This is a genomic window from Pseudolysinimonas kribbensis (genome assembly GCF_030161895.1).
Classification (GTDB): domain Bacteria; phylum Actinomycetota; class Actinomycetes; order Actinomycetales; family Microbacteriaceae; genus Pseudolysinimonas; species Pseudolysinimonas kribbensis.
Map to the genome: position 1 here is coordinate 516,452 of NZ_BSVB01000001.1, position 13,497 is coordinate 529,948.

Consider the following 13,497-nt stretch of genomic DNA (forward strand, 5'->3'; position numbering starts at 1 on the left):
GCGCCCCGGTCACAGGCCCTGGCCGGAGGACCCCGGGTCGCGCGTAGGGTGACGAGAGCGATGAGCAGCTCCCCCGAGTCCCGGTTCCGGTGGAGCGCGGTGATCCTGGTCGCGGTTCTGCCGAGCACGCTGTTCTCGACCGGTGAGGGCGCGATCCTGCCGATCATCCCGGTCGTCTCCCACAGCCTCGGCGCCTCGCTCGCGATCGCCGGCCTCATCTCGACGATGCTGCTCGTCGGCCAGCTCGTCGGCGATATCCCGAGCGGGCAGGTGATCGCGCACATCGGCGAACGCAACGCGATGATCGGCGCGTCGGTGCTGGCGGTGCTGGGCCTGATCACCTGCTACTTCGCCCCCAACCCCTGGGTGCTCGGCGCGGGGATCTTCGTCATCGGACTCGCCACCGCGGTGTTCCTGCTCGCGCGCCACGCCTTCATGACGACGTTCGTGCCGCCGAAGTACCGGGCACGGGCGCTCTCGACGATCGGCGGCAGCCAGCGGCTCGGCTACCTGGTCGGTCCGTTCCTCACGGCCGGGCTGCTGCAGCTGACCCACGACCCGGCCGCGTCGTTCTGGATCCAGGTGGTCGGCTGCCTGGCGGCGGCGGTGTGCCTGATCGTCCTGCGCGATCCCGAGGCCCAGATGCGCGCGGGCGGGCGGGAGACCCGCGGCGAGCGCGAGGTGGAGCGCGAGGCCCGAGGGCTGTTCCGGATGCTGCGCAGCCGCCGCCGCACGCTGCTCACCCTCGGCGTCGCCGTGTCGACCATCACGGGCCTGCGCACCGGCCGGCAGGTGGTGATCCCGCTCTGGGCGGTCAGCATCGGACTCGACGAGACGACGACCGCCGTCGTCATCGGCACCGCCAACGTCGTCGACTTCCTCCTGTTCTACCTCGGCGGATCGATCATGGATCGGTTCGGCCGCCTCTGGGTCGCCCTGCCGGTCTCGTTCGGGCTCGGCGCGGGTTTCGTGCTGCTGTCGCTCACGCACGACCTGCCGGGGAGCGAGCTGTGGTACATCGGCGTCGCGCTGCTGCTGTCCGTCGCGAACGGACTCGGGGCGGGGATCATGATGACGCTCGGCGCGGACCTCGCCGACCCGAGGGATCCGGCCCCGTTCCTCGGCGCATGGCGGTTCACCAGCGACACCGGCGGCGCGGCGACGCCGCTGGCCATCTCGGCGGTGACGGCGGTCTTCGGGCTCCCGATCGCGGTCGCGCTGCTCGGGGTGGTCGGGCTCGTCGGGGGCGTGATGATGCGGGTGTTTCTGCCCCGCGTGCATCCGCAGGCCTCGACGCGGGGGACCCCGCGCGGGCCCGCACCGGGGCCGCCGCGGGGATCGGCGCCGGCCGAGGAGGCGTGAGCCTGCCGCGTCGCGTTGTGCGCGGGGCCCGTGCACGGGATACTCTCGATTAGATTGTGGAAAGTAAATTCCGCATAGTGGAATCGAGGGAACGCGATGGCGGTCGGGTCGGCAGATCTCCCGAAGCTGCGCGAAGCGCTTCCGCTCGATGCCGTGCTCACCGAGGCCCCGCAGCTCGAGCCGTACCGCCGCGACCGCGCGCTCGATCCGGACGCCGGCACGCCGCTGGCCGTCGTGCTCCCGCGCACCACCGCCGAGGTGCAGGCCGCCGTGCGCTGGGCCGCCGAGCATCGCGTGCCGATCGTGCCGCGCGGCGCCGGCACCGGCCTGTCCGGCGGCTCGACCGCGCTCGACGGATGCCTCGTGATCGGCACCGAGCGCATGCGCGCGATCGAGATCGACGAGCGCACCCGCACCGTGGTCGTGCAGCCGGGTCTGCTCAACGCGGAGCTGAAGGCCGCCGTCGCCGAGCGCGGGCTCTGGTACCCGCCGGATCCGGCATCCTTCGAGATCTGCTCCATCGGCGGCAACATCGCGACGAACGCCGGAGGCCTGTGCTGCGTCAAGTACGGCGTCACCGCCGACTACGTGCTCGGACTCGAGGTCGTGCTCGCCGACGGGCGCGCGGTGCGACTCGGCCGCGGCCTCGTCAAGGACGTCGCCGGCCTGTCGCTGCTGCAGCTGTTCGTGGGCAGCGAGGGCACGCTCGGCATCGTGACCGAGGTCACGCTGCGCCTGCTGCCGACGCCGCCGACGCATCGCACCGTCGCCGCGTGGTTCCGCAGCACCGAGGATGCGGCGGAGGCGATCGCCGAGATCGCCGCCGCCGTGCGCCCGAGCATGCTCGAGTACATGGACCGCGCGGCGGTGAACGCCGTCGAGGACCAGCTCGCGCTCGGCCTGAACCGCGAGGCGGCGGGCTTCGTGCTCGCCGGCACCGACGACGCCGGTCCGGATGCCCGCGAGCTGACCACGATCCTCGCCATCCTGCGCGCGCACGACCCGATCTCGGTCGAGGAGACCACCCCGGAGCGCGGCGAGCGGCTCGCGAGCGCGCGCCGTGCGGCGATCCCGGCGGTGGAGGCGAAGGGCCGGCTGCTGCTCGAGGACGTCGGCGTCGCCATCCCGCGACTGCCCGAACTCATCCACGGCGTCGAGGCGATCGCCCGCGCCAACGACGTGACGATCGCGTTCATCGCGCACGCGGGCGACGGCAACACCCACCCGCTCGTGGTGTTCGACCCCGACGACCCCGCGGAGGGGCGCGGGCGAACCGCGCCTACGGCGAGATCATGACGCTCGCGATCTCGCTCGGCGGCACGATCACGGGCGAGCACGGCGTCGGCAAGCTCAAGCGCCCCTGGCTCGTCGACCAGATCGGACCCGACGCACTCGACCTGGGGCAACGCATCAAACGGGCGCTCGACCCCGACGGCATCCTGAACCCCGGCAGCATCTACGAGGAGCACCACGCATGACCGACACCGCCACCGGCACCGACCGCGTCAGCGTGGGAGGCCTGCGCATCGCGCGCGAGCTGCACGACTTCGTGCGGGAGGAGGCGCTGGCCGGCGCGAGCCTCGACGAGGCGACCTTCTGGGCGGGAGTGGAGTCGATCGTCACCGAGCTCATGCCGCGCAATCGCGCCCTGCTCGCCGAGCGCGACCGGCTGCAGGCCGACCTCGACGGCTGGTACCGCGCGCACACCGGAACGCCCTGGGATGCCGAGGCCTACCGTGCGCACCTGACGGAGATCGGCTACCTCGTGCCCGAGCCCGCCGAGGTCACCGTCACGACCGACGGCGTCGACCCGGAGATCGCCGAGCTCGCCGGGCCGCAGCTCGTGGTGCCCGTGACCAACGCGCGCTACGCGCTCAACGCCGCGAACGCGCGCTGGGGTTCGCTGTACGACGCGCTGTACGGCACCGACGCGCTGCCGGGTCGTGCCGCGCTCGGCGGCTACGACCGCGAACGCGGGGCGCAGGTGATCGTCGAGGTGCGGCGCCTGCTCGACGAGCTCTTCCCGCTCGTGAGCGGGTCGCACGGGGACGCGACCGGGTACACGGTGGTCGACGGAAGGCTCGTGGTCGCGCTTCCGGCCGGGCCGGGCGCGCTCGCCGCGGCCGATGGGTTCGCCGGGTGGCGGGGAGACCCGGCGCGGCCGGATGCCGTGCTGCTGCGGCGTCACGGCATCCACTGGGAGCTGCAGTTCGACCCGGCCTCGCCGATCGGCGCGGAGGACGCCGCCGGGTTGAGCGACGTGCTCGCCGAGGCGGCGCTCACCACGATCATCGACTTCGAGGACTCGGTCGCCGTCGTCGACGCCGCCGACAAGGTGCTCGCGTACCGCAACTGGCTGGGGCTGAATCGCGGCGACCTCGAGGACACGTTCGACAAGGGCGGCCGCACGATCACCCGGCGTCTCGCCGAGGATCGCGCCTACACCGCGCCGGACGGCTCGCCGTTCACCCTGCCCGGGCGCTCCCTCCTCTTCGTGCGCGACAGCGGGCATCTCATGACGAGCGACGCGGTCCGGTGGGGACCGGATGACGCCGAGATCGGCGAGGGCATCCTCGACGCGATCCTGACGGCGCTCTGCGCGCTGCCCGGCATCGACGCCGCGAACCCGAAGCGCAACGGCACCGCGGGTTCCGTCTACATCGTCAAGCCGAAACAGCACGGCCCCGCCGAGGTCGCCTTCACGGTCGATCTCTTCGCCCGCGTCGAGCGGCTGCTCGGACTGCCCGCCCGCACGCTCAAGCTCGGCCTGATGGACGAGGAGCGGCGCACCTCGGTCAACCTGAAGGCCTGCATCGCCGAGGCGACCGACCGGCTGGTCTTCATCAACACGGGGTTCCTCGACCGCTCGGGCGATGAGATCCACACCTCGATGGAGGCCGGGGCGATCGTGCGCAAGGCCGAGCTCAAGGCCCAGCCGTGGATTCTCGCCTACGAGGATCAGAACGTCGACATCGGCCTCGAGACGGGGTTGCCGGGTCATGCGCAGATCGGCAAGGGGATGTGGGCGATGCCCGATCTGATGGCCGACATGCTCGAGCAGAAGATCGGCCACCCGCGCGCCGGCGCGTCCACGGCCTGGGTGCCCTCGCCCACCGCCGCGACGCTGCACGCGCTGCATTATCTGCGCGTCGATGTGCGCGCCCGCCAGCAGGAGCTCGCCGGCCACCGGCGCGGCACCCTCGATCAGCTGCTGACGATCCCGCTCGGCGACCCGTCGTCGTGGGACGCGGCGGCGCGGCAGGAGGAGGTCGACAACAACGTGCAGTCGCTCCTCGGCTACGTCGTGCGCTGGATCGATCAGGGGATCGGCTGCTCGAAGGTGCCGGACATCCACGACGTCGCCCTCATGGAGGACCGTGCGACGCTGCGCATCTCGAGCCAGCTGCTCGCGAACTGGCTGCGACACGACATCGTCTCGGAACAGCAGGTGCGGGAGTCGCTCGCGCGCATGGCCGCGGTCGTCGACGAGCAGAACGCCGGCGATCCGGACTACCGCCCGATGGCGCCGGCGTTCGACGGGATCGCGTTCCAGGCCGCCTGCGACCTCATCTTCGAGGGCGCCCGGCAGCCCAACGGCTACACCGAGCCGATCCTGCACCGCCGACGCCGCGAGGCGAAGGCACGCGGCTGATCCCGATCGCACCGGGACGAGAGGAAGACATGCAGCAGTACATCCAGACCAGCGCCGTGAGCCACGAGCTCGCGCTGCACATCGTCGCGCTCGCGATCGAGGAGGGCGCCCGGGCCGGGCTGCCGGTCGCGGTCGCCGTCGCCGACCCGGCGATGGCGCTCGTCGCCTACGCGCGCGCCGACGGCACGACGCCGCACAGCGCGGAGACCGGCCGCCGCAAGGCGCAGACCTCGGCGTCGACGCGACGTGCGAGCGGCTGGATGCCGGACCCGCTCGCCGCGATCCTCCCGGCCGGATCGGGCAACCTGCTCACGAACATCAAGGGCGGACTGCCACTGCGCTTCGACGGCCGGTTCGTCGGGGGTTCGGGGTGGCCGGCGGCACTCCCGATCAGGATGCCGAGATCGCTCGCGCCGTGCTCGCCGCGATCGGTGCCGACCCCGTCGACTGACGTACTCAGCGGCGGGCGCTCGCGGCTCACCGCAGCACCGCGCGTGCCGTCGCGGTCGTCCGGATCCGGATGCCGTCCGGCACGAACGGGATCGGCACCGGCGGCTGCCACGTCGCCGACAGGGTGACCACAGCGCTCCTCCCGTCGGGCGTCGTCGCCCGCTCGAGGCGCAGGTCGCGGAACTCGTCGGACGGCTCGGCCGCGAGATAGGCGGCGACCGACGCCCGCACCTGGTCCGGGGTCAGGTCGGGGCGGAATCCGCCGGCGATCCGGTGCACCTCGTCGAGCCGGAACGACTCGGCGCCGACGAGAGCCGCGCCGTCGGCGAGGGTGTAGAGCCGCTTGCGGTCGAGGTAGAGGCCGGTCGCCGCCGCCACGACCAGCACGAAGACGAGGGCGACCAGCCCGAAGACGAGGATCAACGGCAGGGTCGACCCGTCGTCGTGATGGGCGCGGCGCGTGGCGAGTGCGTGCCGCCTCATCCGGCGCCCCAGAATCGCGACACCTGCTCGGTCGCAGTCGCCGCGACCGGGATCTGCAGTGGCAGCACCGTCCCGAGCGCGGGCGGAATGAGCGGCAGCGCGACGGACGCGTCGATCCGTACGGTGACGAAGCCGCGACGCGTGAGGCAGCGGCCGGGATGCGGCGTGCAGGTGATCCGGACGCGGGCGTCGTCGGCATCCAGCCCGTAGTCGCCGAGCGTGACGGCGATCGCCGTACCGGCCGCCGCCTCGGCGGAAGCCTCGTCCGGCGACTGGACGAAGACGCGCGAGGCCTGGCGCGCCGCCCCTCCACCCCGAGCGCCGCGCCCTGCACCGCGGCGAGCGCGATCACGAGATACACCAGCGGCACGAGCAGCAGCAGCCCGACCGTGAGGAATTCGATCGACGCCGACCCGGCGTCGCCGTGCGGGCGCTCAGCCCAGCGTCTCGCGCGCCGCATGCCCCGCGACCTCCAGCCCCTCGCCGATGCCGAGCAGGCCGAGCACCGGCAGCGTCGTGCGCACGGTGACCGTGACCGCCGGATGCCCGCGCCACTCCCCGGTCGTCACGCGCACGTCGCGCGCGTACTCGCCTCCGATCGCCATGGAGATGAGCTCGCGGGTGCGCACGGCCCCGTCCGCCGGCCGGTTGTCGGCGAGCGCCCCGAACCTCGCGCCCTCCGCGGCCGCGTCGAGCGCCGTGTTGCGCACCAGCAACGCGACGCCGAGCTGCAGCACCCCGAGGGTGAGCACGGTGAGCAGAGCCGCGACCATCACGAATTCCGCGGGCGCCGATCCCGCATCCCGCGCGGTCCGCATCAGAATCCGGTGACACGCGCGAGCGCCGCCTGGAACACCTGCCCCAGCGCGGGCCCGGCGATCCCCCAGATCAGGATCACGAGGCCGGTATGACGTAAAATAGGGTCATGCCGATGACAGCCGCGATCTACGCCAGGCAATCGCTCGACAAGACGGGTGAAGGGCAAGCTGTCGAGCGCCAACTCAGCGAATGCCGACGCCTCGCCACCTCGCGAAAGATCCGCGTCGTGCACGAGTTCATCGACAACGACGTCTCCGCTTCCAAGGGGATTCGACCGGAGTACACGCGGATGCTGTCGCTGATCAGTGCCGGCGAGATCGACACGATCATCACGTGGCACACGGACCGCCTCTATCGCAGGGTTCGCGACCTGGTCGACCTGGTCGAGGTCGCCGAGAAGCACGCGCTACAGATCCTCACGGTGAAGGCTGGAGAGATCGACCTCACCACTCCCGCCGGACGAATGGCAGCAGGGATGCTGGGCCACGTTGCCCGTTACGAGGTGGAGCAGAAGGGCGCTCGTCAAGCCGCTTCAAACGTTCAGCGTGCACGTAACGGCGTTTGGCAATTCAGCAACCGGCCCTACGGCTATGAGCGCACCATGGACGGTGTGCAGGTCGTCGCCGAGGAGGCAGGGATCATTCGCGAGGCTTACGACCGGTTCCTGGCCGGAGAATCGCTATACGGCATCGTCGACAACTTCAACGAGCGCAACATCGCAACCACGACCGATCGACCATGGAGCATCAGCACCCTAAGTGCCCGGCTTTCGAACCCGGCCTATGCGGGGCTGAGGTTCTATCGCGGCGAGGAAGTCGCTGTCGGCGATTGGGAACCGATCGTCCCACGCGAGACGTGGGAAGCGTTCAAGGCCAGCAAGCGCCAACGCCGCAAGCCTGATAGCTGGTCGAACCGCACCAAGTACCTCCTCTCGGGCCTCGCTCTCTGTGGCGTTTGCGGGGGTCGATTGATGGCACGGCCCGACTACGTTCGCGGTCCCAGTCGCGCCCGGAGGGTCGTCTACGCATGCTCAAGCAAATGGTGCGTGCAGCGAGATCAGACTCGGGTGGATGAGCTCGTCGAGGAAGTCCTCGTCGCGCGGCTGAGCCAGCCCGACGCATCCCGTCTGCTGAAGCCCAAGGTCGAGGTGGCCCCCTGCATGAACGCGCCGATGACCTCAGGCGCCGGCGGGACGATCTGGCGGCGGCACTCTCGGAGGGTCTTCTGTCCCTTGCAGCGGTGAGAACGGAGTCTCGGAAACTGACGGACCAGCTCAATGCGGTGGAGAAGAGCATCGCCGAGGCGGACGACTCGAGCGGTCTGGATGAACTCCTCGCAGCCAGTGACGTTCGGGCCGTGTGGGGCGGCCTTTCGTTGTCGAAGCGTCGAGCCACGATCGACACGTTGATGACCGTGGCAGTGGCTAGACAGAAGAACACCCGGGTCTTCGATCCGGCAGATGTTCAGATCGAATGGAGACGCGAGCGTGAGTCGTGATTGAAGAACTGAGCCGCGTTCCGTTCGCCCGTTGAGGGACATCTGAGAGGAGTCGAACCGATGATTGCGGTGGAAGAGAAGCGTGAAGTGCGCGCGGGAGAGCCCGGGGCGCCATTCGCTCTATGGGAAATCTGGAGCCGATCCGACGATCAACGACCGGTTGAAGAATCATTCCCCGAAGATGGCGCCGCCGACGAGGCTCTGGCGGAACGAACGGTCGGCGGTATCTACCTCGAACCAGCGACGTTGCGGATTGTCGTACGACCCCGACGAGAGCTGCCAAAGGCCGACCTTAGAAAGATGATCGACTGGGCTCGCCTTCACCGCGACGGGACCGACCTTGACCTCGGCATGAGCACGGCTGAGGTGATGACCAGCGACGATCCGATCGAGGTCGCCGTACTCACCTCGAAGCGCCGAGTCGTGCGTTGCAGAGTCGAGGGATGCGACACATTCCTTGGCTGGCACAACGAAGACCGTCGCAATCTCGACAAGTGCGAGGCACATGTCGCATGCGACCGAAGCACGCCAGCTTTCCGATGCAGATTGATTAGACGCGACGGCCAGTGGGTGCCCGACTACGGCCTCCGAGCAGGCATGCGCGACAACCCGATAGAGAACGTCGAGGAGCTCGCTTTCGCTCTGCTCGACATTGCAAGTCGTGCACGCGAACTGAACAACGAAGAGCTGGTGCTCTAGCCTCGTGAGTCGCAAGAAGAACTGGAAGAACGTCTCGCCGTCGCCAGCTACGGCACGGAGCGACGACTACGTCTCCGTCTATTGCAAGGGCGGCCATGCCGACCCTCACAAGAAGTGGCGCATCGCCACGTTCTTGCCGGAGATCCGCAACGAGGAACTGCACTGGTTCATCTCAACTAGCGCCTACCACGACCCCGCCGAGGAGACCACGGTGCCGATCTCCGGCGTGACGACCCAATACCTCAAGGGTGCTGAATGGGTATCTCACTCCGATGCAGAGGGCGACCCAATGACGTTCTATTCAGAGGACTTTCGCATTCGCTGGGTGCTTGCATGCCCGGAGTGCGGTCGCCGCTCAATCGTCGCGCAGACGGACAAATACACCAACCGGTTTGCGGCTCTGGTCGGGCTCGGCATTCGCGAAGTCGAACTGACACATTTCGTCGGCGGCGGCTAGCGATCTATCGAACATAGGTGCTAAAGTCGGAAGCACTCGGCGTTGGACCATCAAGGTTGGCTCCCCGGTGCTCATCACAAGCCTCCTAGCAGAGGGCAATTTGCTCATTGCTACGGAGGCTTTTCCGTGTCCTGGACCGTCGAGCGTGCCAAGGTCGCCGCTCTCTCCCGAGATCGTCAACCCGACGACCCCGATCTCATCAACGCCCGCCGAAACCTGAAGGCGGCACGCCTCGAGGACTACGTCACCAAAGTCGTAGCCGACGCTCCCCCGCTCACTCCCGAACAGCGCGACCGCATCGCGACACTCCTTCGCGGCGCCGCATGACCGACACAAGAGCGACCGGGATCCACGACACGGTCGAAGAGCTCATCCGATACGCCTCGCTCCGATTCGCCGCTGCCGACATCGAGTTCAGGCCGTCGAAGATGTCCAAGCTGATTCGTCGCGCCTACCGCGCCGGGATCGCGCGTGACGCCGTCGACCAATATCTCGAGGCGTTCGTGGGGCGACGAATCGATACCACCGCGGGCGCTGCTTGGCGCGGTTTCGAGCTCTTCGTTCAAGGTCACGCCGATCCCACCGCCGCTCACGCCCTACAGAGCATTGCCCCCGGCGTCCGCTGGTCCGATGACCCGTACTGGGCCGACGGCCGCTTCAACAACGACGACAACTGAACAGAGGGACACAACCCATGTCCGCAATCAAGGCAGAAGGCCGCCCGACTTCCGATCGAACGGCCTTCAACACAACCCGATCCATTCTCCCATGCCCCGTCGGTTCGACCGTCGAAACCCAACTCGACGACGCTCTCTGGAAGCTCGTCGGTGGCGAGCTTGACCTCCACGATCTGACCCCTGCGCTCGCCGGCTTCTATGTCGTCGGCCACAGCGACGGCTACAGGTCCGGCGCAACTTACATTGACGACGGCCTCCGCTTCGAACGCGACGCCTGGTACTGGGTAGCCAACAACCCCGGGAAGCGATTCGGCGATTTCTACGCACACATCTCCGACCGCCTCTGGACGGAGGCATCCGCGTGAACACGCCCACCACCTTCAACGCCCAGTGGCTCATGAATCAGGAGTTCGACCCGCTGAAGTACGTCGTACCCGGCCTGATCCCAGAGGGATTGAGCATCCTCGCGTCGACCCCGAAGATCGGCAAGTCGTGGATGGTGCTCGGCCTCGCGCTCGGAATCTCCACGGGAGCTGAGGCGTTCGGCACGATCCCGCTCGGTCCGCGCCGTCCGGTCCGATACTTCGCGCTCGAAGACGGCGCTCGCCGCCTGCAGTCCCGCTTGCGCAGCCTCGGAGCGTCCGACCTCAGCCACATGCTCGAGTTCACGACACAGATCCCGCAAGGCGAAGTGATCAAGTCGATCCGCGACTACGTGACCAACTACGCGGGCCTGGATCCAGTCGTCATCCTGGACACCCTCGGCCGCGTCATGCCGCCCGCCGGCAACAGCAACGCCTACTCGCACGACTACGCGACCCTGAGCGCTCTCAAGAGCATCGTCGATGAAGTTCCCGGGTCGTCTCTGCTCATCGTCCACCACACGCGCAAGAGCGGCGGGGAAGACTTCCTCGACGCTGTCTCCGGCACCCAAGGGATCGCTGGAGCCGCCGACACCGTGCTTGTCCTCAAGCGCAATCGCCACGACCAGACGGCGACGCTGCAGGTCACCAGCCGAGACGCGGCCGAGGGCGAGTATGCCCTGAGCCTGGATGAACGGGGCCGATGGACGCTTGATGGGGCCTCGCTCGAGGAGTCGGCCGACGCAGCGCGCCTACAACGCGTTACAGCAGGGGTCAGCGATCGGATGGCAGATGTCATTTCGGCGATCGAGCGCTTCCCTGAGGGGATCCGCCCTCGCGAATTGGCGACGATCACCGGCATGGGCAACGACGAGCTCGGCAAGTACCTGCGGCGCGCAGATGACTCCGGCCGCGTCACCAAGCTCTCACGGGGTCTCTACGCCCCTGTCCGAAGTGTCCGAGTGTCCGAAACAGACATCCCATTCGGACATTCGGACGATTCGGACACGCGCCTTGAGGTGGTCGCGTGAGCAAAGCAGACGACACCTACGCGCGACTCCTCAAGGCAATGGACGATCTCCAACCGCTCTGCATCAACGACCAACGCTTCATCGACGACGACACCCGCCCCGACACTGTCCGAGGCCTCTGCGCTCAATGCCCGCTCAACAGCTCATGCGCCGAATACGCCCGCACAGCACGACCGCGAGGTGGCATCTGGGCAGGCAGGAGGTGGGGACGCTCATGATCCGCGACAACGGAATCCGCTGCGACCGGCACGTCGGCCACCTCCTCCTCCCACGCTGCTACGCCTGCATGGGGATGCAAGCCGAACGGAGCGCACTCCACGCATGGCGTGACACACCTGGGGTGACCCGATGAGGCCGGCGGAGACCTACGTCTTCGGCGACTACGTGATCCTCCACGGCCGAACCGCCGCAGTGCTCCTCAAGTACGCAGGCCTCGAACGGTGGAGCCTCGACAACCGCGGCGTAGACCCGTTCATCGACATGCAACTCACGGCGCTAACCAAGGCCGCCATCGCCTGGCGGTCCTCTCTCGGAACTTCGACCCCGGACCCACCGGAACCGACGCCAGACTTGAAGCAAGCTGCAACACCATGGCTGTCAACGACCCAAGCGGGCAACCTGCTCGGAGTCAGCGACCGGGCAATCCGGAAAGCCATCGACAAGGGACGTCTCCGCGCAACGCGAACCCCCGCCAACACCTTGCTGATCGCCCGCGAGGACTTCGAGCACTACCGCGCCATGCGCGCGAACAACTGAACAGGAGCACCATGTCTAACCTCGCAACGGCCGGCCTCAACATCGAGGCTTACGACGCCCGCTACCGTGCTGAAGCCAGGGTTGGGGACGCCAAGTCCGCCCTAAGGGAATACACGAATGCAGTACTCCACGGTGACACGATCTACGCCGACGCTGTGCGCAAGCGCGCCTTGAAGCAGGGCTGGGCGTTCGGCCCTCTCGACGGCGTAGCGCAGAGGATCGACAACGACTTCCATGCCGTGATCGTTCAGTTCAACGTCACCCTCGCGCAGGTTCGAGACCAACTAGCCGCGAACCAGATCACAGCGCAGTACGCCACCCAGCAGATCCAAGCCAAAGCCGCGGAGCTCGATACCGACGTAGACGGGATCGTGCAGCAGGCTGACACCTTCACGAACGCCGCCCAGCAGATGTTCGATGCTGCGGTCGGCCGGCTCACTGCCAACACTGGAGACACAAACCAGCAGCTCCTCAACGAGATGCGCATCGGTCGTGCGTGGGAGCGCCTCAAGGCAGAGTTCAATGCTGACCCCAGCCTCACGGCATTCACGATCACCCAGCGGATCTCTCGAGGCGACATCAACGAGGTGGCCGCGGTCCTGACCGAACTACCCAGCTACCTCGCCGCAAGTGGTCGAGGCCGGGACGTCGATACTTGGATGGACGCTATCTACGGCAACCTCCGCGACGCCGACCCCGTCATTGCTGCTGCTGCCCGCGACCTCAAGCAGGCGCAGCGACTCCAGCTCATCGTCGCTCAGGACGCACGAACCGTCCGTTCGCTGCTCGCCGACAGCGGCCTCGCTGCACGCAGCCTCGACTCTCGGCCAGGCGCCGCATCCGGCTACGTGAACCCGACCAGCGTCGACTACGCGCGATGATCGCGCCCACGCTGCATACAAGAACAAGCGCCATTCCATTCGTCGCTACGAGATCTTCGAGCGCGATGGATGGCAATGCTGGCTATGCGAGTTGACGATCGACCCATCGCTCAAGGTTCCAAACAAGCTCGCCGCGACGGTAGATCATCTGCTTCCGCGGTCGATGGGTGGAACCGATGACCCAAGCAACCTCGCTACCGCGCACCTGTCCTGCAACTCGTCTCGAGGAGCAAGCCTCACCTGGTGAACACATGTTCGACCAAGGGTGGGGAGGAGCCTTCGCGCGATTCAGCTCGGGTACCGCCGGGGAGGGCTCTAACGGGTGCGGCGATGCGGAGACCCTGGTTTTACATGCGACTGGAAGGAGCATT

At 67.9% G+C, this 13,497-nt stretch carries 17 protein-coding genes and 1 pseudogene; 16 read left to right on the forward strand and 2 right to left on the reverse strand.

Annotated elements, in window-relative coordinates; translation table 11 throughout:
- Window positions 1-60 precede the first annotated feature (60 nt).
- The 4 genes and pseudogenes from QQK35_RS02890 (at window position 61) to QQK35_RS02905 (ending at window position 5,592) form a co-directional block, all read left to right on the forward strand.
- Complete coding sequence (locus tag QQK35_RS02890) at window positions 61-1,362, forward strand: MFS transporter (protein WP_284252728.1); 1,302 nt, start codon at window positions 61-63, stop codon at window positions 1,360-1,362.
- 96 nt (window positions 1,363-1,458) lie between these two features.
- Window positions 1,459-2,840: pseudogene (locus QQK35_RS02895) on the forward strand (FAD-binding oxidoreductase).
- Entirely contained in the window at window positions 2,837-5,014 is a 2,178-nt protein-coding gene (locus QQK35_RS02900; RefSeq protein ID WP_284252730.1) for a malate synthase G, read from the forward strand. Before QQK35_RS02895 ends, QQK35_RS02900 begins: the two are co-directional and overlap by 4 nt.
- Before the next feature lie 29 nt (window positions 5,015-5,043).
- On the forward strand, window positions 5,044-5,592 hold the full coding sequence (locus tag QQK35_RS02905; RefSeq protein WP_284252732.1) for a GlcG/HbpS family heme-binding protein: 549 nt from the start codon (window positions 5,044-5,046) through the stop codon (window positions 5,590-5,592).
- Here QQK35_RS02905 and QQK35_RS02910 read toward each other — a convergent pair.
- Both QQK35_RS02910 and QQK35_RS02915 read right to left on the reverse strand, forming a co-directional pair.
- Complete coding sequence (locus QQK35_RS02910; RefSeq protein ID WP_284252734.1) at window positions 5,492-5,947, reverse strand: pilus assembly protein TadG-related protein; 456 nt, start codon at window positions 5,945-5,947, stop codon at window positions 5,492-5,494. The genes QQK35_RS02905 and QQK35_RS02910 overlap by 101 nt on opposite strands.
- Window positions 5,948-6,381: 434 nt before the next feature.
- A complete protein-coding gene (locus tag QQK35_RS02915) occupies window positions 6,382-6,765 on the reverse strand; it encodes a TadE/TadG family type IV pilus assembly protein (protein WP_284252736.1) in 384 nt (127 codons plus the stop codon).
- A gap of 107 nt (window positions 6,766-6,872) precedes the next feature.
- Here QQK35_RS02915 and QQK35_RS02920 point away from each other — a divergent pair, with 107 nt between their 5' ends.
- The 12 genes from QQK35_RS02920 (at window position 6,873) to QQK35_RS20215 (ending at window position 13,373) form a co-directional block, all read left to right on the forward strand.
- The gene (locus QQK35_RS02920; RefSeq protein WP_284252738.1) at window positions 6,873-8,009 is read left to right on the forward strand and encodes a recombinase family protein; all 1,137 of its coding nucleotides are present in this window, start codon (window positions 6,873-6,875) and stop codon (window positions 8,007-8,009) included.
- A 38-nt stretch (window positions 8,010-8,047) separates the two neighbouring features.
- Window positions 8,048-8,263, forward strand: a complete 216-nt coding sequence (locus QQK35_RS02925) for a hypothetical protein (protein ID WP_284252740.1) — start codon at window positions 8,048-8,050, stop codon at window positions 8,261-8,263.
- Between the two features lie 60 nt (window positions 8,264-8,323).
- Window positions 8,324-8,962 carry a hypothetical protein gene (locus tag QQK35_RS02930; protein ID WP_284252742.1) on the forward strand — a complete coding sequence of 213 codons (639 nt, stop codon included), beginning with the start codon at window positions 8,324-8,326 and terminating at the stop codon, window positions 8,960-8,962.
- 4 nt (window positions 8,963-8,966) lie between these two features.
- Entirely contained in the window at window positions 8,967-9,419 is a 453-nt protein-coding gene (locus QQK35_RS02935) for a hypothetical protein (protein ID WP_284252744.1), read from the forward strand.
- A 126-nt stretch (window positions 9,420-9,545) separates the two neighbouring features.
- A complete protein-coding gene (locus QQK35_RS02940; RefSeq protein ID WP_284252746.1) occupies window positions 9,546-9,746 on the forward strand; it encodes a hypothetical protein in 201 nt (66 codons plus the stop codon).
- Between the two features lie 101 nt (window positions 9,747-9,847).
- On the forward strand, window positions 9,848-10,096 hold the full coding sequence (locus QQK35_RS02945; protein ID WP_284252748.1) for a hypothetical protein: 249 nt from the start codon (window positions 9,848-9,850) through the stop codon (window positions 10,094-10,096).
- A 17-nt stretch (window positions 10,097-10,113) separates the two neighbouring features.
- Window positions 10,114-10,461, forward strand: a complete 348-nt coding sequence (locus QQK35_RS02950) for a hypothetical protein (RefSeq protein ID WP_284252750.1) — start codon at window positions 10,114-10,116, stop codon at window positions 10,459-10,461.
- The gene (locus tag QQK35_RS02955; protein WP_284252752.1) at window positions 10,458-11,489 is read left to right on the forward strand and encodes an AAA family ATPase; all 1,032 of its coding nucleotides are present in this window, start codon (window positions 10,458-10,460) and stop codon (window positions 11,487-11,489) included. The genes QQK35_RS02950 and QQK35_RS02955 overlap by 4 nt, the downstream gene beginning before the upstream one ends.
- A 38-nt stretch (window positions 11,490-11,527) precedes the next feature.
- Complete coding sequence (locus tag QQK35_RS20210; RefSeq protein ID WP_425565014.1) at window positions 11,528-11,707, forward strand: WhiB family transcriptional regulator; 180 nt, start codon at window positions 11,528-11,530, stop codon at window positions 11,705-11,707.
- A gap of 130 nt (window positions 11,708-11,837) precedes the next feature.
- Window positions 11,838-12,245 (forward strand): excisionase family DNA-binding protein, encoded by a 408-nt coding sequence (locus QQK35_RS02960; RefSeq protein ID WP_284252754.1) that lies wholly within the window; start codon window positions 11,838-11,840, stop codon window positions 12,243-12,245.
- Between the two features lie 11 nt (window positions 12,246-12,256).
- Window positions 12,257-13,126, forward strand: coding sequence for a hypothetical protein (locus QQK35_RS02965; protein WP_284252756.1), 870 nt, complete (start codon window positions 12,257-12,259; stop codon window positions 13,124-13,126).
- Window positions 13,127-13,217: 91 nt separating this feature from the next.
- A complete protein-coding gene (locus QQK35_RS20215) occupies window positions 13,218-13,373 on the forward strand; it encodes an HNH endonuclease (protein ID WP_425564992.1) in 156 nt (51 codons plus the stop codon).
- Window positions 13,374-13,497 lie beyond the last annotated feature (124 nt).